The sequence below is a fragment of the Herbaspirillum sp. C9C3 genome, from assembly GCF_013359625.1.
In the GTDB taxonomy this organism is placed as follows: domain Bacteria; phylum Pseudomonadota; class Gammaproteobacteria; order Burkholderiales; family Burkholderiaceae_D; genus Herbaspirillum.
The window spans coordinates 350,705-368,832 of the sequence record NZ_JABFMQ010000001.1 but is presented as its reverse complement, the minus strand read 5'-3'; the positions used below and the strand labels follow the sequence as shown (position 1 = coordinate 368,832).

At 62.6% G+C, this 18,128-nt stretch carries 15 protein-coding genes; 6 read left to right on the top strand and 9 right to left on the bottom strand.

The window, feature by feature from the left end; translation table 11 throughout:
* Positions 1-22: 22 nt before the first annotated feature.
* On the bottom strand, positions 23-511 hold the full coding sequence (locus HNO82_RS01725; protein ID WP_008328549.1) for a hypothetical protein: 489 nt from the start codon (positions 509-511) through the stop codon (positions 23-25).
* 373 nt (positions 512-884) lie between these two features.
* On the opposite strand from HNO82_RS01725, the gene HNO82_RS01720 reads away from it, so the two are divergent.
* From HNO82_RS01720 to HNO82_RS01700, 5 genes are all read left to right on the top strand, one after another.
* A complete protein-coding gene (locus HNO82_RS01720) occupies positions 885-1,973 on the top strand; it encodes a putative 2-aminoethylphosphonate ABC transporter ATP-binding protein (protein ID WP_175342612.1) in 1,089 nt (362 codons plus the stop codon).
* Positions 1,974-1,985: 12 nt separating this feature from the next.
* Positions 1,986-3,743 (top strand): putative 2-aminoethylphosphonate ABC transporter permease subunit, encoded by a 1,758-nt coding sequence (locus HNO82_RS01715; RefSeq protein WP_175342535.1) that lies wholly within the window; start codon positions 1,986-1,988, stop codon positions 3,741-3,743.
* 81 nt (positions 3,744-3,824) lie between these two features.
* Positions 3,825-4,856, top strand: a complete 1,032-nt coding sequence (locus tag HNO82_RS01710) for a putative 2-aminoethylphosphonate ABC transporter substrate-binding protein (RefSeq protein ID WP_175342534.1) — start codon at positions 3,825-3,827, stop codon at positions 4,854-4,856.
* A 153-nt stretch (positions 4,857-5,009) separates the two neighbouring features.
* The gene (locus HNO82_RS01705; protein WP_008328543.1) at positions 5,010-6,212 is read left to right on the top strand and encodes a TIGR03364 family FAD-dependent oxidoreductase; all 1,203 of its coding nucleotides are present in this window, start codon (positions 5,010-5,012) and stop codon (positions 6,210-6,212) included.
* 560 nt (positions 6,213-6,772) lie between these two features.
* A complete protein-coding gene (locus HNO82_RS01700) occupies positions 6,773-8,434 on the top strand; it encodes an MFS transporter (protein ID WP_175342533.1) in 1,662 nt (553 codons plus the stop codon).
* Positions 8,435-8,589: 155 nt separating this feature from the next.
* Here the strand turns inward: HNO82_RS01700 and HNO82_RS01695 are convergent, their stop codons facing one another.
* From HNO82_RS01695 to HNO82_RS01670, 6 genes are all read right to left on the bottom strand, one after another.
* The gene (locus HNO82_RS01695) at positions 8,590-9,789 is read right to left on the bottom strand and encodes a restriction endonuclease (protein WP_175342532.1); all 1,200 of its coding nucleotides are present in this window, start codon (positions 9,787-9,789) and stop codon (positions 8,590-8,592) included.
* A complete protein-coding gene (yhdJ, locus tag HNO82_RS01690) occupies positions 9,776-10,663 on the bottom strand; it encodes an adenine-specific DNA-methyltransferase (RefSeq protein ID WP_175342531.1) in 888 nt (295 codons plus the stop codon). The genes HNO82_RS01695 and yhdJ overlap by 14 nt, the downstream gene beginning before the upstream one ends.
* A gap of 199 nt (positions 10,664-10,862) precedes the next feature.
* Positions 10,863-12,455 carry a glutamine-hydrolyzing GMP synthase gene (guaA, locus tag HNO82_RS01685; protein ID WP_175342530.1) on the bottom strand — a complete coding sequence of 531 codons (1,593 nt, stop codon included), beginning with the start codon at positions 12,453-12,455 and terminating at the stop codon, positions 10,863-10,865.
* 105 nt (positions 12,456-12,560) lie between these two features.
* Entirely contained in the window at positions 12,561-14,030 is a 1,470-nt protein-coding gene (gene guaB / locus HNO82_RS01680) for an IMP dehydrogenase (protein WP_008328526.1), read from the bottom strand.
* A gap of 135 nt (positions 14,031-14,165) precedes the next feature.
* On the bottom strand, positions 14,166-14,471 hold the full coding sequence (locus HNO82_RS01675) for an RnfH family protein (RefSeq protein WP_175342529.1): 306 nt from the start codon (positions 14,469-14,471) through the stop codon (positions 14,166-14,168).
* Complete coding sequence (locus HNO82_RS01670; RefSeq protein ID WP_008328522.1) at positions 14,464-14,895, bottom strand: type II toxin-antitoxin system RatA family toxin; 432 nt, start codon at positions 14,893-14,895, stop codon at positions 14,464-14,466. Before HNO82_RS01670 ends, HNO82_RS01675 begins: the two co-directional genes overlap by 8 nt.
* Before the next feature lie 67 nt (positions 14,896-14,962).
* Here HNO82_RS01670 and smpB point away from each other — a divergent pair, with 67 nt between their 5' ends.
* Positions 14,963-15,412: an SsrA-binding protein SmpB gene (gene smpB / locus HNO82_RS01665; RefSeq protein WP_008328521.1), complete on the top strand. Its 450-nt coding sequence runs from the start codon at positions 14,963-14,965 to the stop codon at positions 15,410-15,412.
* A gap of 76 nt (positions 15,413-15,488) precedes the next feature.
* Here smpB and HNO82_RS01660 read toward each other — a convergent pair whose 3' ends face one another.
* Both HNO82_RS01660 and HNO82_RS01655 read right to left on the bottom strand, forming a co-directional pair.
* A complete protein-coding gene (locus HNO82_RS01660; protein WP_175342528.1) occupies positions 15,489-17,075 on the bottom strand; it encodes a tetratricopeptide repeat-containing glycosyltransferase family protein in 1,587 nt (528 codons plus the stop codon).
* Positions 17,076-17,121: 46 nt separating this feature from the next.
* A complete protein-coding gene (locus HNO82_RS01655) occupies positions 17,122-17,868 on the bottom strand; it encodes a hypothetical protein (protein WP_175342527.1) in 747 nt (248 codons plus the stop codon).
* Positions 17,869-18,128 lie beyond the last annotated feature (260 nt).

The window sequence follows — 18,128 nt, the reverse complement described above, 5'->3', positions numbered from 1 at the left end:
CAGGCATCTTTGCCGGGAACCGCTATCGGTCCATCTGGGCCAGCGCCACGCTGCGCAACTGGAAACGGCCATCGTTGTTGAACAGCCAGCTCTCCGAGAGTTCGATACGGCCCTGCTTGAGCAGCGCCGGTGGCGGCTTGGGAAAGGGCGCCGCGGTTTTCAGGCTGCCCAGGGCGCTGGCCTCGGCGTGCTTGTCGCGGTTGCTGCGCAGGATCTCGCTCCTGACCAGGTTTCCCTCACCATCCACCACGTACTTGATGACGATCACCGAGCGCAGCAAGGCTTGCGGGCGCTCTATGTAGACACTGGTGAAATTGACCTGGGAAATGCGCCTGGCCAGGTCGACCTTGTAGCCCTCCACGGTGGTGGCGGTGGAGGTAGCGTCTTCAGTGGTCTTCTTCTGCTCGATCAGGGCGCGTGCCAGTGCGTCACGCTCCTGCTGGGTGCTCTCCGGCGCCGAGCAGGCCGCCAGCATGGCGGCCACGCCCACGCCTGACATCGCCAGCCGCATCCCGGGTCGCCGCCCGGGCTTGCCGTTTTTGTTCATTTGCTCCTCCAAAGGACTGAATAATCTTGCTTCACCCGCCGTATGGCGTCAATGAAGGATCTGACGAAATTTGGACAGTCATTTCCGCCGCGGATTCCCCCGCCGCGAGAGCCCGAAGGCCGATCCATAGCTTCAATCTATAGCAAGGATTCCAGTCCGCTATCACAGCAGGGGGTGTCATCCAGCAGTCATATTAGGCCCGTACCATCCGCTTGCCTTTGAACGGGTCGGCCCGTCAGGCGCAAGCCCGCATGGGCGCTGCGTTTGGGCAAACCCACGAGCCAGCCAGATACCTTCCGAGATGATGCCCACACCCTCTTGCGCCGCCGCCCTCGCGATGCCGGTTTGTCCGCCTGATGATGCCGATGCCGGCGAGCGTTTCCTGTCGGTACGCGGTATCGAAAAACGCTTCGGGGCCTTTACCGCGCTGGACGGGGTGTCGCTCGAAGTGCACCGGGGAGAGATGGTCTGCCTGCTGGGCCCGTCGGGCTGCGGCAAGACCACCCTGCTGCGCACCATCGCCGGGCTGGAGCGCCAGGACGCCGGCCAGCTCGTGGCCGCCGGTCGGGACATTTCCGGTCTGCCGCCACAATCGCGCGATTACGGCATTCTGTTCCAGTCCTATGCCCTGTTTCCGAATCTGACCGTGGCCGACAACGTCGCCTATGGCCTGCGCAATATGAAGCGCCAGGCACGCCAGGCGCGCGTCACGGAGATGCTGGCCATGGTCGGCCTGGACGGCAGTCAGTCCAAGTATCCCGGCCAGCTGTCCGGCGGCCAGCAGCAGCGCGTGGCTCTGGCGCGTGCGCTGGCGCCGTCGCCTTCACTGCTGTTGCTCGATGAACCGCTTTCGGCACTGGATGCGCAGGTACGCGAACACCTGCAACTGGAAATCCGCCGCCTGCAAAAGCAGTTCCGCATCACCACCCTCATGGTCACGCATGACCAGGAAGAAGCGATGGTCATGGCCGACCGCATCGCCGTCATGCAGCACGGGCGCATCGAGCAGTTCGGCACGCCCGCCGAGATCTACCGCCGTCCGGCCACACCTTTCGTGGCGGACTTCATCGGTCATGCCAACTGGCTGCCGTTTTCGCGCATCTCGGGGTCGCAGGTCACCGTGGGGGCCTTGCGCCTCGAAGTGCGTCCCGAAGAAGCGGAGCTGCAAAGCGGCCGCCTGTTCTGCCGCCCCGAGGCCGTGGAACTGTTCGCCACCGAAGACTGTGCCAACCGCTTCCGGGCGCGTGTGGTCGATCGCATCTATCTCGGGCACCGCTACCGCCTGGCCTTGTCAGCGGATGCGCTGCCGGGCCAGACCCTGCTGGCCGACGTCAGCGGCGATTCGCACGAGCGCCTGACCGCCCTGTCGGCACACGACGGTCTGTGGGTGGCCTTGCCGCGCCAGGCACTGCGGGTCTTTGCCTGAGCCGCAACATTCATGACGATGCAATCCTCCCTGCCCCCTGCCCGCTCACTGACTGCCATGGCGCTCGACCAGACCCAGCCCGCCACGGCACAGGCCGGCCGCGCCGGCACCGACCGCAGCCAGTGGCTGCCGGGCGCACTGAAATGGCTCTTGCTGGTGCTGCTGTCGCTTGGTCTGGGCGGCCCCCTGTTGTTCATCCTGGCACAGGCTGTCCTTACGCCCGAGGGCAACTGGGCCGGTATCCAGCCCTTCGTGGCCCTGTTTGCCAATATCAATTTCCTGCCGCTGCTGGGACGCAGCCTGTGGGTCTCGGCAGTCACCGCCGTGGTCACGGTGCCGCTGGCCTATGTGTTCGCCTACGCCCTGCAGCGCAGCTGCATTCCTTGCAAGGGCCTGTGGCGCGGCATCGGCCTGTTGCCGCTGCTGGCGCCGTCGCTGTTGCCGGGCATCGCGCTGATCTACCTGTTCGGTAATCAGGGACTGTTCAAGGAATGGATGGATGGCAGCATCTACGGCTTCTGGGGCATCCTGCTGGGTGAAGTGTTCTACACCTTCCCGCATGCCATGATGATCCTGCTGTCGGCGCTGTCGCAGGCCGACGGTCGCCTCTACGATGCGGCCCATGCCATGGGCGCCTCGCGCTGGCGCGTCTTCACCACGGTCACCCTTCCGACCACGCGCTATGGCATCTTTGGTGCGCTGTGTCTGGTCTTCACGCTCACCATCACCGACTTCGGCGTGCCCAAGATCACCGGTGGCGCCTACAGCGTGCTGGCCGTGGAAGCCTACAAGGCCGTGGTCGGGCAGCAGCAGTTCGGGCGCGGTGCGCTGATCGGCTTGCTGCTGCTGGTGCCGGCCCTGTTGACCTTCGCCCTGGACGCCTGGCTGCAGCGCCGCCAGCGCGCCACCATGAGCAGCCGCTCGGAAGCCTACATACCGCGTCCCGACTGGCGCCGCGATGGCCTGAACCTGCTGGCGGTGGCGCTCATCGCTGCGGCCATCCTGATGATGATCGTGGTCGCCATGGGTGCGTCGGTGGTCAAGCTGTGGCCCTACAACCTGCAGCTGACCTGGCAGCACTACGACTTCGACAACATGGATGGCGGCGGCTGGCTGGCCTACTGGAACAGTCTGAGACTGGCCTGCGGCACCAGCGTGGCTGGCACCGTGGTCATCTTCACCGGTGCCTGGCTGATGGAAAAGACGCGCGGCCAGCGCTGGCTCTCGCCCCTGCTGCGCATGCTGTGCTTCCTGCCCATGGCCGTGCCCGGCCTGGTGCTGGGCCTGGGCAGCCTGCTCTTCTTCAACCATCCGGCCAATCCGTTCAACTTCCTCTACGGGACGATGACACTGCTGGTGCTGTGCTGCATCGTGCACTTTTACACCACGGCGCACCTGAGCGCCGTCACCGCCCTCAAACAGCTCGATCCGGAATTCGAGGCCGCCTCGCTGTCGCTGAAGGTGCCACTGCTGCAGACCTTCCTGCGCGTGACCGTACCGCTGTGCCTGCCGCAGATGCTGGAGATCTTCCGCTACCTGTTCGTGTCCTCGATGACCACGGTATCGGCGGTGATCTTCCTGTATCGCCCCGATACGGTGCTGGCCTCGGTGGCGGTACTCAACATGGATGATGCCGGCGACGTCGGTCCGGCGGCGGCCATGTCCACGCTCATCCTGCTGAGCTCGGCGCTGGCCTCGCTGCTCATGCACCTGGCCGGCAGCGGCTGGCTGGCGCGGGCCCAGGCCTGGCGCCGGGGCCGCGCCCACTGAACCGGACTGACTACGCCACGATTTCCCCACCTAGCGTCCCCGACGCGTTTTCAACCCAGCCATTCACAGACGAAGGCCATCATGAAAAAAACCAAGCTGTTTTCCCTGCTCGCATCGCTGATCGGCGCCGGCATGCTGTTCTCGGCCCAGGCCCACGCCGCCACCACGCTGACCGTCTACACCGCCCTCGAAGCCGACCAGATCAAGGCTTACCAGGCCGCGTTCCAGAAGGCCAATCCGGACATCGAGATCAAGTGGGTGCGCGACTCCACCGGCATCGTCACGGCCAAGCTGCTGGCCGAGAAGGCCAACCCGCAGGCCGACGTGATCTGGGGCCTGGCCGCCACCAGCCTGGCCCTGCTGGACAAGGAAGGCATGTTGACGCCCTACGCCCCGCACGGCCTCTCGGCCATCGATGCCAAGTACCGCAGCGCCGCCAATCCGCCGGCCTGGGTCGGCATGGACGTGTGGGCTTCGGCGATCTGCTTCAATACCGTGGAAGCGCAAAAGCAGGGCTTGCCCAAGCCGACCTCCTGGGCTGACCTGACCAAGCCGGTCTATGCCGGCAAGATCGTCATGCCCAATCCGGCTTCTTCGGGGACCGGCTACCTGGATGTCTCGGCCTGGCTGCAGATGATGGGTGAAGAAAAAGGCTGGGCCTACATGGACGCCCTGCACAAGAACATCGGCCAGTACACCCACTCCGGCTCCAAGCCCTGCAAGCAGGCCGCGACAGGTGAATTCCCCATCGGTATCGCCTTCGAGTACCGCGCCGTCAAGACCAAGAAGGAAGGCGCCCCGATCGACGTGATCCTGCCCTCCGAAGGTCTGGGCTGGGATATCGAAGCCACCGCCATCGTCAAGGGTACCAAGAACCTGGAAGCGGCCAAGAAGCTGGCCGACTTCTCGGCCAGCAAGGATGCCATGGCTCAGTATGAAAAGAACTTCGCCGTGGTCGCCGTTCCCGGCGTGGCCAAGCCGGATCCACTGCTGCCGGCCGACTATGAGAAGCGCCTGATCAAGAACGACTTCACCTGGGCCAGCACCAACCGCGACCGCATCCTGACCGAGTGGAGCAAGCGTTACGAGAGCAAGTCCGAGAAGAAGCAGTAAGACCAGAGCCAGTCGGCAACACCTCACCGTCACGGTGGTGCGTTCGAGCGTCACCGTGACGGTGCCAGGAGAGGATCGCAGGACGCCGCCAGAGTGTCCCCGCACAACAGGCAACACGACATCTCGCAACTGACTCCGATGGAGCAATCTCCCATGACCAATTCCCTCTCAGAACACGATCCGCAGCACTTCGACCTGGCCGTGGTCGGCTCGGGCATCCTCGGCCTGGCCCACGCCTATGCCGCCGTCAAGCGCGGACTCAAGGTGGCCGTCTTCGAACGCACCGGTACGCCCCTGGGCGCTTCCGTGCGCAATTTCGGCATGGGCCTGGTGACCGGCCAGCCGCCGGGCATCATGCTGGACCTGGCCCGCGAAAGCCGCGCCCTGTGGCTGCATCTGTCCACCCGCGCCCATTTCAGCGCCCGTGAAGCCGGCACCCTGCTGTTTGCCCGCAGCCAGGCCGAGCATGACGTGCTACTGGAATTCATGACCGTGCGAGCGCGCCAGTACGATTACCGTGCCAGCCTGCTCGAAGGCGACAAACTCAACACCCTCTACAACGGGCGCTTCCGCCATCACCGCTCGGCCCTGCATGGCACCGAAGACCTGCAACTCTATTCGCGTGAAGCCATGCCGGCGCTGGTGGCCTACCTGCACTCGCAGGGCGTGCATTTCCGCTTCAATACGCTGGTCCATGGCACCGCCGACGGACGTCTGTCGACCACCGCCGGGGAGTTTCACGCCGAACGCGTGGTGGTGTGCTCGGGCCACGATTACCAGACCCTCTTCGCCGACCGCCTGCAGCCGATGAACCTGAAGCAGTGCCGTCTGCAGATGCTGCGTCTGAAGACCGAGGAGCCGCTGCCGCTGACCCATGCGGTGCTGACCGGCCTGTCCTGCACGCACTATGGCGCCTTCTCGGACCTGCCGAGCGCGCGCGCGGTGCATGCCGAGATCGAGGCCAACGCCCCGCTGCTCAACAAGCACGGCATCCACCTGCTGGTCAGCCCGACGCCCTACCAGGAGCTCATCGTCGGCGATTCGCACCACTACGGCACCGATGCTCCCCCCTTCAACAGCGAAGAAGTCGATGAACTGCTGCTGGGTCTGGTGGAGCACACCCTGGCTACCCGCGTGAAGGTGATCGAGCGCTGGCAGGGTGTCTATGGCAGCAAGGGGCCTGGCCCCTTCTCGGCGCTGGCCATCGACGACCACACCTCGGTGGTGCTGATGCACACCGGTATCGGCATGAGCGTGGGACTGGGACTGGGCGAGCGTGTGGTCAAGGCGCTGCTGGAAGGTGAGGCCCTGCCCTCGCCGAGCGCGCAAGCCACGCCGGCCACCGCACCGGCCTGAAGTCGCTGTCCCCGGCTGACAGGGCGATTTGCATCTGCATCGCCCTGTCACCGCCGTCACGACCGGCTTTCTGGCCGGTCAGGCATGCCGCTGACCCGCATGCCTGGCAAGATGCTTCACTTTCTGTTCCTCATTGCTGACAGAAAATCTTTTTTGACCACCCCCTCCCCAAAAGGCGAGCCCCCGACCGCAATCGCTGCGACGCAATATCCCCTGACACCCCGCAAGGTCTTGCCGGAAGGGCTTTGCGCTGCTGCATCGCAACTAGAAACCGGCTTGCTGCGCTGTAAGCTTGTGTAAGTTTGGAGCAAGTCCTGCGTAAGTTTGGCGTCGCACACTCGCCGCATGGACAAGTGGGTCCTTACGCAGGCAATGCGAAGTCAATATCGCGGTTTGTGTTAGACGGGGAAGCGAGGGGAGGCGATTCTTCATGCTCTGCATGCTCTGTTCTCCGGTGCGTTCCTGCATAACGCCCCATTCGGCCATCTGCTGCATTGTTGCCCCGAGTACCTGGCTGCATTCCATGTAGTAGCACACTCATTAAAACCAAGGAGACAAACATGACCACAGCATCAGTCAACACGACTGCGCGCGGCATCACCCCGGAGGAGAAGAAAGTCATCTTCGCCTCCTCGCTAGGCACCGTTTTCGAATGGTATGACTTTTACCTGTACGGTTCGCTGGCGGCCATCATCGCCAAGCAATTCTTCGCCGGCACCGATCCCAACACTGCCTTCATCTTCGCCCTGCTGGCCTTCGCCGCCGGTTTCATCGTGCGTCCGTTCGGCGCGCTGGTGTTCGGTCGCCTGGGTGACCTGGTCGGCCGCAAGTACACCTTCCTGGTGACCATCCTGATCATGGGTGCCTCGACCTTCATCGTCGGCGTGCTGCCCAACTACAACTCCATCGGCATCACCGCCCCGATCATCCTGATCATCCTGCGCATCCTGCAGGGCCTGGCGCTGGGTGGCGAATACGGCGGTGCGGCCACCTATGTGGCCGAGCACGCACCGGAAGGCCGCCGCGGCGCCTTTACCGCCTGGATCCAGACCACTGCCACGATGGGCCTGTTCCTGTCGCTGCTGGTGATCCTGGGCGTGCGTACCGCGGTGGGTGAAGCCGCCTTCGCCGACTGGGGCTGGCGCATTCCCTTCCTGGTTTCCATCCTGCTGTTGGCCATCTCGGTGTGGATCCGCATGTCCATGAACGAGTCGCCGGCCTTCCTGAAGATGAAGGCCGAGGGCAAGACCTCCAAGGCACCGCTGACCGAAGCCTTCGGCCAGTGGAAGAACCTGAAGCTGGTCATCCTGGCACTGGTCGGCCTGACCGCCGGTCAAGCCGTGGTGTGGTACACCGGCCAGTTCTATGCCCTGTTCTTCCTGACCCAGACCCTGAAGGTGGATGGCCCGACGGCCAATATCCTGATTGCCGTGGCTCTGCTGCTGGCCACGCCCTTCTTCCTGTTCTTCGGTTCGCTGTCGGACAAGATCGGCCGCAAGCCCATCATCCTGGGTGGCTGCCTGATCGCCGCGGTGACCTACTTCCCGATCTTCAACGGCCTGACCCACTTCGCCAACCCGGCGCTGGAAGCCGCACTGCAAAAGTCCCCGGTGATCGTCACCGCTGACCCGGCCAGCTGCCAGTTCCAGTTCAACCCGACCGGCACCAAGAAGTTCACCTCCTCCTGCGACATCGTCAAGGCCAAGCTGTCGGCGGCTTCGGTGAACTACCAGAACGTGGCCGGCGCACCGGGTTCGGTGGCCACCGTCAAGATCGGCGAGCGCATCATCACTTCATATGATGCGGCTGGCCTGTCCAAGGAAGAAGCGGCTGCCAAGGACAAGCAACTGTCCAAGGAACTGGCCGATGACATCAAGGCCGCCGGCTACCCGGCCAAGGCCGATCCGGAGCAGATGAACAAGCCCATGGTCCTGCTGCTGCTGTTCATCCTGGTGCTCTACGTGACCATGGTGTACGGCCCGATCGCGGCTTGCCTGGTGGAGATGTTCCCGACCCGCATCCGCTACACCTCCATGTCCATGCCCTACCACATCGGCAACGGCTGGTTCGGCGGCCTGCTGCCCACCACCTCCTTCGCGCTGGTGGCCTTCAAGGGCGACATCTACTACGGTCTGTGGTATCCGATCGTGATCTCGGTCATCACCGTGGTGATCGGCCTGCTGTTCGTGAAGGAAACCGTGCACAACAACATTCACCAATGATGCAATGATGATCTGATGCGCGTCCCTTTGGCCGACCTGGCTGAGGGACGTCGCAGGATAGGCAAGACGGCCGGACGCAATGAAGATTGCGTCCGGTTTTTTATTGCTGACGGGTGGGGCGCTGTGCGGGGCTCAGCGCATGCGCATGTAAAAAATTAGCCTTCCAGAAGAGACAGCGTAGCGCCGCCCTCGTCGTCTTGTTCCTCGTCATCGTCGTTGTAATTGAACTCGACCTTGCTCTGCACGACGATTTCATCCATGACACTCTGAAGCCCGCCCGACTCCACCACGGCATCAAAAGCTGTCATCAGGTCTTTGACGTTGATGATCTCTTCCACGGCCTTCATGTAGGTCTCCACGATCGCCTCGATCCTGTATTTGGCCAAGGCCTGCTGGCGAATAGCTGTTCGAATCTGCTCGGCGCTCTCGACCGACTTCACGACGAAGCTGATCGGGAAGCGCTGCACCTTGTCGATATCGAGGAAGTATTTGTTGACATCGATGGTTTCCGTCACCTGAAAGAATCGTCCCAGGGGCTTCATGACGAAGTCAATTCCGCCGTCATTGGCATTGGTGCGACCCGTCTTGTAGAGCACGAGAGCGGCCTTGGCAACCGTCTCCTTTCTCTCACCAATCCAAATGGTTTCCCGCCCGTACTTGGCTTTGAGAATTGCGTAGCTGACTATCTCAAAGACGCGCGCATCAACGTTCGACGCAAGCTGCTGCACAACGAATGCGATGGCCTTCTCCGGGGCCTGCTTGCCCAGCTCCGCAATTTGCCGGCAGGTTTCCAGGAACCCTTCAAAGGCGGCACGCTTGGCCTCCACGTAGGCATTGATGATCTCGATCACCGCAGGAGCAATGTTGTAGATGTGGTCCTTGCCATCTTTATGGCGGACAGCGACTTGCAGCAAGTCTTCCTGGATCCAGTAGCGCTGGGTCGCCACGTCACGAACGATAGGAGGCTTGCCGACAGAAGGGTAGAATTTCTTGAACTCGTCATTCAGGCGCGAATTGAGTGCATGATTCTGCAGCTTGGCGCCGAAAGGCAACTCGCGCTGGCGCCGGAACAAATCAGAAAAGCGAGCTCCCTCGTACTTCGCGTAGGACAGGCCAGCATTTTCCTTGGCGTAGCCCTTCTGGATGTAATCTTCAACGACGACGTAGAGCGCATAGTGATTGGCGAACGCGCCTCTGGCCTTCGATCCGCGGTTGGCTGCCCTGGTCTTGTTGTTCAGATAGCCCAGAATTGGGCTGCTCATGAAAACATCGAGGGCATAGTCTCCAAAGTGCTTCTTCAGCACGGCGAGGAGGGTCGGGGTGAAAGCGTGATGGGCACTGTCAAAGCTTGGCATCGAATAGCCCTCCCTGCTCCTGCGCATCTGCCCCGCCTCTTGCCCCGTTGCCGTTCTTGCGAACGTAGGTCTTGTCCGGAGCCTCCAAGGTTTCTCCATTGAGCTGGGTCGCTATGCCAAGCCTGCGCAGGCCGATCTTCACGTAATCGGTCTGCAGCTCGATACCAATGGAACGCCGGCCCAGACGTTGCGCGACGGCGCATGTTGTAAACGTCCCGCCAAACGGGTCGAGAACCATGTCGCCAGGGTTGGAGCTGGCCTTGATGATGCGTTCAAGGAGCGCCTCCGGCTTCTGGCTCGGATGTTCTTCGTATTCCGGCATACGGTACCGCACACGCGGCAGGTACCATGTATTGCCTGGCACTTTCGTCGTCTTGTAGGGGCTTGGGACCTCTTTTCGATAGTCCATGAGCTTTCGCACTGCCCCTGTCCTCGCTTCGACTTCAATGTCGGCCGCATTGAACGTGTAGGATTTCGCATCCTTGACGCAATAAAGAATCGGCTCATAGAGCGAGCCGAAAAATTTCTTCGCCTGCACTCCTGAGCTGTCGTAATGCCAGACGATGCGAGACAGTATGCTCATCCGTTGACGCAGCCACAGGTCAAGATAGGGCATCGCCTGTGTGCTGCTCATGACATACAGGCTCCCGCTGGGCTTGAGCTTGCGGATGCAGGCTTCAAGCCACCGATAGCACCACTCGGCATAGGCGAGGTCAGAAGGCCAGGCGTCCCTGAACTCACCGAACTTCTTGCCGATGTTGTAGGGCGGATCAGCAAAAATGAGGTCGACCGACGCATCTGGAACGCTGTCCAGAGCCTCAAGGCAGTCGCCATGAAAGACGGTGGTGACCTTGCCTTCGTATTTGTTTACCAACCCCGTACTCCTTGTAAGATTCGCCCGTACGGTCTGCATTGACGGGCATGCTGACCTGCCGTGAAAAGTCTTGCTTGCCGCTGCCAGCGCCAGCCAGCCCATCTCATTGAATGCCAGACCGAACAAGAAAAAGCCCGTGAAATCACAGGCTTGGGTGTTGTTTTCTGCCGATCAATGCCGGCAGTTTCCAGACATCAGGTCACTCCCACTCAATGGTCGCCGGCGGCTTCCCCGAAATGTCATAGACCACCCGGTTCAAGCCCCGCACCTCATTGATGATGCGGTTGGACACGCGGCCCAGCAGCTCATGCGGCAGGTGCGCCCAATGCGCCGTCATGAAGTCCTGGGTCTGTACGGCACGCAAGGCCACCACGTATTCGTAGGTACGACCATCACCCATGACCCCAACCGACTTCACCGGCAGGAACACGGCAAAGGCCTGGCTGGTCTTCTCGTACCAGGTCTGGCCATCCTCATCCTTCGTATTGCGCAGTTCTTCGATGAAGATCGCATCGGCACGACGCAGCAGGTCGGCGTATTCCTTCTTCACTTCCCCCAGGATACGCACGCCCAGGCCAGGACCGGGGAACGGATGGCGATACACCATCTCCGGCGGCAGACCCAGCGCCACGCCCAGTTCGCGCACTTCATCCTTGAACAGTTCGCGCAGCGGCTCCAGAAGCTTCAGGTTCAGCGTTTCCGGCAGGCCGCCGACGTTGTGGTGGCTCTTGATGGTGTGGGCGGTCTTCTTGCCCTTGCCGGCGCTTTCGATCACGTCCGGATAGATGGTGCCCTGGGCCAGCCACTTGGCGCTGGTCAGCTTGGCCGATTCGGCCTGGAACACTTCCACGAACTCGCGGCCGATGATCTTGCGCTTGGCTTCCGGATCGGTCACGCCCGCCAGATGGCCCATGAACTGTGCGGTGGCGTCCACATGGATCACCTTCACGCCCAGGTTCTTGGCAAACATCTCCATGACCATCTTGCCTTCGTCCAGGCGCAGCAGGCCGTGGTCGACGAACACACAGGTCAGTTGGTCACCGATGGCGCGATGGATCAGCGCTGCCGCCACGCTGCTGTCCACACCGCCCGACAGGCCCAAGATGACTTCATCGCTGCCCACCTGCTGGCGGATCATCTCGACGGCTTCGGCGATGTAGTCCGGCATGTTCCAGTCCGACTGGCAGCCGCAGATCTCGTGCACGAAGCGGGCCAGCATGGCCTTGCCCTGCACGGTGTGGGTCACTTCCGGGTGGAACTGCACACCGTAGAAACGACGCTCCTCGTCGGCCATGCCGGCGATCGGACAGTTGCCGGTGGAAGCCATCAGCTTGAAGCCGACCGGCATGTCATTGACCTTGTCGCCATGGCTCATCCAGACCTTCAGCATGCCGTGACCTTGGGCATTGGTGAAGTCGCTGATGTTGTCCAGCAGCTTGGTGTGGCCATGGGCGCGCACTTCGGCGTAACCGAATTCGCGCAGGTGGCCGTTCTCGACCTTGCCGCCCAATTGCTCGGCCATGGTCTGCATGCCGTAGCAGATGCCCAGCACCGGCACGCCCAGTTCGAAGACCGCTTGCGGGGCGCGCGGGGTGTCGCCTTCGGTGACGCTGTTGGGGCCGCCGGAGAGGATGACGCCGGCCGCGCCGTAGTTGCGCACGAACTCGTCGGTCACGTCATGCGGGAATACCTCGGAAAACACACCGGCTTCGCGCACGCGGCGAGCGATGAGCTGGGTCACCTGGGAACCGAAGTCGAGGATCAGGATTTTCGAATGCGAATGCGTGGACATGGGCAGTGAGGTCTGGCTACGTTAAAAATGGACTTCTGAAAAGATCAACAGCCCGACAGCCTGGCATGATGCCGGTGGACTGTCGGGCTGTGGCCGCATCGAAAATTACTCGGCGCGGTAGTTCGGGGCTTCCTTGGTGATCTGCACGTCATGGACATGCGATTCACGCATGCCGGCCGCGGTGATCTCGACGAACTCGGCGCGCTCGCGGAAGTCGTCGATGGAGCCACAACCGCAGTAACCCATGGAGGAGCGCACACCGCCCACCAGTTGATACAGGATCGCGACCACCGAGCCCTTGTAGGCGACGCGGCCTTCAATGCCTTCCGGCACGAACTTGTCGGCGGTGTTGTCGCCGTCCTGGAAGTAGCGATCGGCCGAACCGTCGGCCATCGCACCCAGCGAACCCATGCCGCGATACGACTTGTAGCTGCGGCCCTGGTACAGGATCACTTCGCCCGGGGCTTCTTCGGTACCGGCGAACATGCTGCCCATCATCACGGCCGAAGCGCCGGCGGCCAGCGCCTTGGCGACGTCGCCCGAGAAGCGGATGCCGCCGTCAGCGATCACCGGCACGCCAGTGCCCTTCAAGGCTTCGGCGACGTTGGCGATGGCCGAGATCTGCGGCACGCCGACACCGGCGACGATACGGGTGGTGCAGATGGAGCCGGGGCCGATACCGACCTTGACGGCATCGGCACCATGCTCGACCAGGGCCTTGGCAGCGGCGGCGGTAGCGATGTTGCCGCCGATGACTTCCACGTGCGGGAACTTGGTCTTGACCCACTTGACGCGGTTGAGCACGCCAGCGGAGTGGCCGTGGGCAGTATCGACCACGATCACGTCCACACCGGCGGCGACCAGCAGCTCGATGCGCTCGTCATTGTCCGGGCCCACGCCGACGGCAGCGCCCACGCGCAGCTTGCCGTGTTCGTCCTTGCAGGCGAAGGGGTGTTCGGTGGATTTCTCGATGTCCTTGACGGTGATCAGGCCGCGCAGCTCAAACGCATCGTTGACCACCATCACGCGCTCCAGGCGGTGCTTGTTCATCAGGCGCTTGGCTTCTTCGGGATCGGCGCTGGAGCCGTTTTCCTTGACGTAGACCAGCTTCTCGCGCGGGGTCATCTTGGCGCGGACTTCCGCGTCCAGTTCTTCTTCGAAACGCAGGTCGCGGTTGGTGATGATGCCCACCAGCGCCTTGCCTTCCACCACCGGGAAACCGGAGATGCCATGCTGCTTGGACAGCGCGATGACGTCACGGATCTTCATGGTGGGGGGGATGGTGATCGGATCGCGGACCACGCCGGATTCGAAACGCTTGACCTTGGAAACCTCGCGCGCCTGTTCCTTGGGCGTCAGGTTCTTGTGGATGATGCCGATGCCGCCCTCTTGCGCCATGGCAATGGCCAGGCGAGCTTCAGTGACGGTGTCCATCGCCGCCGAGACCAGCGGAATGTTCAGCGAAATGTTGCGCGTCAGGCGCGTGGTCAGGGAAGTGTCTTTGGGGAGGATGTCCGAGAAAGCCGGAACGAGCAGCACATCATCGAACGTGAGTGCTTTTTGGAGAAGACGCATAGTGTTTCCTATAGGCGCAAAAGCGAATTATACAGAAAAGCTGATCGCGCGTCTTGCTCTACTTGCGTTTTGCCCTCCGGGCGTCGTAAAAATGCCGGAAGGCTGGAATTGGGGCCAGGACGACACAGGCGCCGCTCATGGGCGGTCGGCTTGCTCCCGGTGCGCGGCACGGCGGCGGCGCGACTGCTTGGGGTCCGCAATCAGCGGCCGGTAGATCTCGATGCGGTCGCGTGCGCGCAGGGGCGTATCCATGGTCTTGAGCTTGCCGAAGATACCGACCTTGCACACTGCCAGGTCGATGGCCGGCTGCTCGCGCAGCAGGCCGCTCTCCAGGATGGCCTGCTGGATCGTGCAACCCGGCGCCACCCGCAAGTCTTTCAGAATCTGCAGTCCGGGCGCGGCGTAGCAGAGCTGGACTTGCAAAAAGGCATCGTCAGCCATATATCTGTTCGGCGCGTTTGCAGAAGGAATCGACGAAGCTGTTGGCGATCATGCTGAAGACCGGCCCGATCACTCCCTCCAGGATGCGGCTGGAAAATTCATATTCCATGTCGAATTCGATCTTGCAGGCATCCTCGCGCAGCGGTTTGAAGGTCCAGCGGCCTTCGAAATGCTTGAACGGGCCTTCCACCAGGCGCATGGTCATGCTGGTGGGGGGCACGTTGGTATTCTGGGTGCTGAAGGATTGCTTCAAGCCGTGATAATTGATCTTGATCTTGGCCGTGAGACTCTGGTCACTGCGTTCAGACACCTCGACACCGCCACACCAGGGCAGGAATTCAGGGTAGTCCTCAACCTTGTCGACCAGGTTGAACATCTGCTGCGCGCTATAGTTGATCAGAACGGTTTTGTGTACGACTGCCATCGAGGGTGATCCGTTTGATAAAATCGCAAAGGCACAATTTTAACCGACGAGACGAATTTTTATTTAGATGAGCATTATTGATAACAAAAAGGCCTTTTTCGATTACTTCATCGAAGAGCGATTCGAAGCAGGCCTCGTCTTGCAAGGTTGGGAAGTCAAATCGATCCGCGCCGGCCGCGTGCAACTCAAGGAAGCCTACGTGATCGTGCGCAATGGCGAGGTCTATCTGTTCGGCTGCCACATCAGTGCGCTGACCAGCACCTCCACGCACGTGCATCCGGAAACCACGCGCACCCGCAAGCTACTCTTGAATGCCGCCGAAATCAGCAAGCTGATCGGCAAGGTGGAACGTTCCGGCTACACGTTGGTGCCGCTGAACCTGCACTACAGCAAAGGGCGCGTCAAATGCGACATCGGCCTGGCCAAGGGCAAGAAGCAGCACGACAAGCGCGAGACCGAAAAGCAGCGCGACAGCCAGCGTGAAATCCAGACGGCGATGAAGCAGCACCGCCGCTGATCCCGACCTGCATTCCCCTCCACTGCGACCACGGCTGCCTCGGGCAGCCGTTTTCATGTCGGCACGGTTGGCCTGCTCATGCCCAGTCGGCAAAACGCGCACGACAAGCGGCAATGATCTCGTCGACGACACTGCCCCACTGCCCGCGCTCTTGCTGCCGGAACAGCTTCACCGAGGGATACCAGACACTCTGCTCCCCCTCCCTGCCCCAGCGCCACTCCCCCTCCAGCCGCTGCGGCAGAAAACAGGGCAAGCCCAGCGCACCGGCCAGATGCACCACGGCGGTATCGACGCTGATGATCAGGTCCAGCGCACAGGCCAGCGCAGCGGTATCACCCCAGTCTGCAAGAGGCAGAGTCGTGAGCCTGGCGGCCAGGGTCTGATGGAGCGCCTGATCGGCCAGCGGGATCTCCCTCTGCAGGCTGACCAATTCCACCGGCAGATCAAACAGCGGCAGCAGATCGGCCAGCGGCACATCACGGCTGGGATGCGGGGTGGCGTACTGGCGTCCGGCCCAGGCCAGCCCGATACGGGGAAGGCGGACCGGGCTTGCGGCACCGGCTCCCTCGCAGAGACGCCGTTGCCAGTCCTGCACGCGTGCCGGGTCCGCCAGCAGATAGGGAGGGGACGGCGCCTGGCGCGGATGCGGCCGCTCCAGCAGCAGGGGCAGGCTGAGCAGGGAAGCATGGCAATCGTGCGCTCCGGCCTCGTCGACATGCGCCACGCAGCGCACCTGCGGAAAGGACGGGGCCACAACGGCCAGCAAGCCCGCCGGTGCACACAGCGTGACCCGGGCCGCCTGCTGCGCCACCAAAGGCAGATAGCGGACAAATTGCAGACAATCGCCCTGCCCCTGCTCGGACCACAACAGTACGTGCTTGCCGCCGAGCGCCTCGCCCGGCTGCCAGCGCGCACTGGGGCTGACCATGGCCCGCCGCGCCAGCTCCGGAATCTGGAAGCGAACTTCATGTGCGCGCCATCCCTGGACATAGTCCCCGCGCGTGAGCAGCATATGGGCGCGCCCCACCTGGGCTTGCGGGAAGTCGGGGTAGCAACGCAAGGCTTCTTCATATCCGGCCTGCGCCGCCTCGATGCGGCCCATGCGGCGCAGGATGTCGGCACGGTTGAAGGCGATCAGGGCGCGCGTCTCGCCCTCCTCTGCGTCGGGGGGATAGCAATCCAGCGCTTGCTCATGTCGGTTGAGCCGCAGCAGGATGTCGGCGTACAAGGTCTGCTGGTCGAGCCTGGGCAGCGGGCAGGCGGCTTCGATGGCCGCCAGCGCCTGCTGCGGCTGGTCGAGCCGGTAATGCAGGCGCGCCAGCAAAACCAGCCTGTCGGTGCGCGACAGGTCTTGCTGGACGCGCCGGGCTTCCAGGGCATCGATCCATTGCAGCAGGACGGCGCGATGCGCCACGCGGGCTTCGTCGTAGTCAGGAACCAGATCGAGACAAGCTTCGTAGGCGGCGGCTGCGCCGGCCAGATCGGCGCGCTCCAGCAGCAGGGCAGCGCGCTGCATGTGCACGGGCAGAAAGCCGGCATCGAGCAGCAGGGCCTGATCCAGTGCGGCCAGGGCCGCGCCAGGCTGGCCGGCACCGCGCAGGGCGATGGCCTCGCACATCAGGCCCATGATGCCGGCCAGGGTGGCGGGGTCGGGAGCATTCATGGCCGGCAGCTTAGCACGGCCGCCGTCGACCGAAGCACCCGTCCCCTCACGCGGTCGTGTCGATCAGGTTGCCGGTGGTCTTGCCTGCGGCCAGCTTGCTTTGCAGGTTCTGCAGGAAGCTGGAGAGAGACGTCGTGCTCGAGGACGCGCCCAGCGAACTGAGCAGATTGCTGAAGGCGCTCTCCAGCGAAGACACGGTGCCATCGCTGGAACCGGCATCGGTCCCGCTGCTGCTGCCGGAAAGACTGGAAATGAGGCTCTGGAGATCGGTCTCCAGACCACCCCCGGGCGGCGGCGGGCGGCCGCCAGGCGTGTAGGAACGCACGGTAGTGTCGGTGCTGGCCGTGCTACTGGTGCTGGAAGTGCTGCTGGTATCGCTGGTCGCCGCCACGCTGTCGGTGCTGCTGGCGCTGTCCGTGGAAGAGGTCGCGCCGGACGGCGGCGGACCCGGGGGCGGATTGTTCTGGCCCTGCAACGCCGCCATCAGCTCCTGCAGGAAGGCATCGAGCTTGGAATCGACATTGGAGGACGAAATGCTGCTGGAAGAGGAAGTCGAGGTCGCCGAACTGGCCGAAGTGGCACTGGTGGCGGTGCTGTCGAGCTCCACGCCCAGCGAGGACAGGATATCCTTGAGCGCACCGATCAGGCCGCTGCCCTTCTCTGCGCGCGGTGGCGGCGGCGGTGGCGGCACATCGGTGCGCGCGGTGGCGCTGGTGGAAAAGCCGCTGCTACCGGACAACGCCGACAGATTGGCGAGACTGAAATTGCTGGACGACACGCTGCTCATGGCCATGACGGACTCCTTTTATTGTGCGCGATGCCCCGTGCATCGCTCCCTTGTACATGCCAAAAGTATCGGCCATCAAGACGTGTTAAGTTCACGCCTGCTGCGTAAAGCCGAGTAAAGTCTTGTTAAGCCCGGTTCTCCGCCATCCCGCTCCAGGCCAGGCGCGATGCGGGTTGCCGCCTGGCACTGGTGAATATCCGGGAAGCGAAATGCGAGCTCACCCGCTCTTCGGGCAGGTCGCCAAGCGCGGTAAATGAATGTAAAGA

Bases quoted from the DNA above. Each gene is read 5' to 3' on its own strand.
- HNO82_RS01725 (WP_008328549.1), bottom strand. From the start codon at position 511: ATGCGGCTGGCGATGTCAGGCGTGGGCGTGGCCGCCATGCTGGCGGCC.
- guaA (WP_175342530.1), bottom strand. From the start codon at position 12,455: ATGTCCACGCATTCGCATTCGAAAATCCTGATCCTCGACTTCGGTTCC.
- guaB (WP_008328526.1), bottom strand. From the start codon at position 14,030: ATGCGTCTTCTCCAAAAAGCACTCACGTTCGATGATGTGCTGCTCGTT.
- HNO82_RS01660 (WP_175342528.1), bottom strand. From the start codon at position 17,075: ATGAATGCTCCCGACCCCGCCACCCTGGCCGGCATCATGGGCCTGATG.
- HNO82_RS01710 (WP_175342534.1), top strand. From the start codon at position 3,825: ATGAAAAAAACCAAGCTGTTTTCCCTGCTCGCATCGCTGATCGGCGCC.
- HNO82_RS01705 (WP_008328543.1), top strand. From the start codon at position 5,010: ATGACCAATTCCCTCTCAGAACACGATCCGCAGCACTTCGACCTGGCC.
- smpB (WP_008328521.1), top strand. From the start codon at position 14,963: ATGAGCATTATTGATAACAAAAAGGCCTTTTTCGATTACTTCATCGAA.
- HNO82_RS01715 (WP_175342535.1), top strand. From the start codon at position 1,986: ATGACGATGCAATCCTCCCTGCCCCCTGCCCGCTCACTGACTGCCATG.
- HNO82_RS01720 (WP_175342612.1), top strand. From the start codon at position 885: ATGCCGGTTTGTCCGCCTGATGATGCCGATGCCGGCGAGCGTTTCCTG.
- HNO82_RS01675 (WP_175342529.1), bottom strand. From the start codon at position 14,471: ATGGCTGACGATGCCTTTTTGCAAGTCCAGCTCTGCTACGCCGCGCCC.
- HNO82_RS01655 (WP_175342527.1), bottom strand. From the start codon at position 17,868: ATGGCCATGAGCAGCGTGTCGTCCAGCAATTTCAGTCTCGCCAATCTG.
- HNO82_RS01700 (WP_175342533.1), top strand. From the start codon at position 6,773: ATGACCACAGCATCAGTCAACACGACTGCGCGCGGCATCACCCCGGAG.
- HNO82_RS01670 (WP_008328522.1), bottom strand. From the start codon at position 14,895: ATGGCAGTCGTACACAAAACCGTTCTGATCAACTATAGCGCGCAGCAG.
- HNO82_RS01695 (WP_175342532.1), bottom strand. From the start codon at position 9,789: ATGCCAAGCTTTGACAGTGCCCATCACGCTTTCACCCCGACCCTCCTC.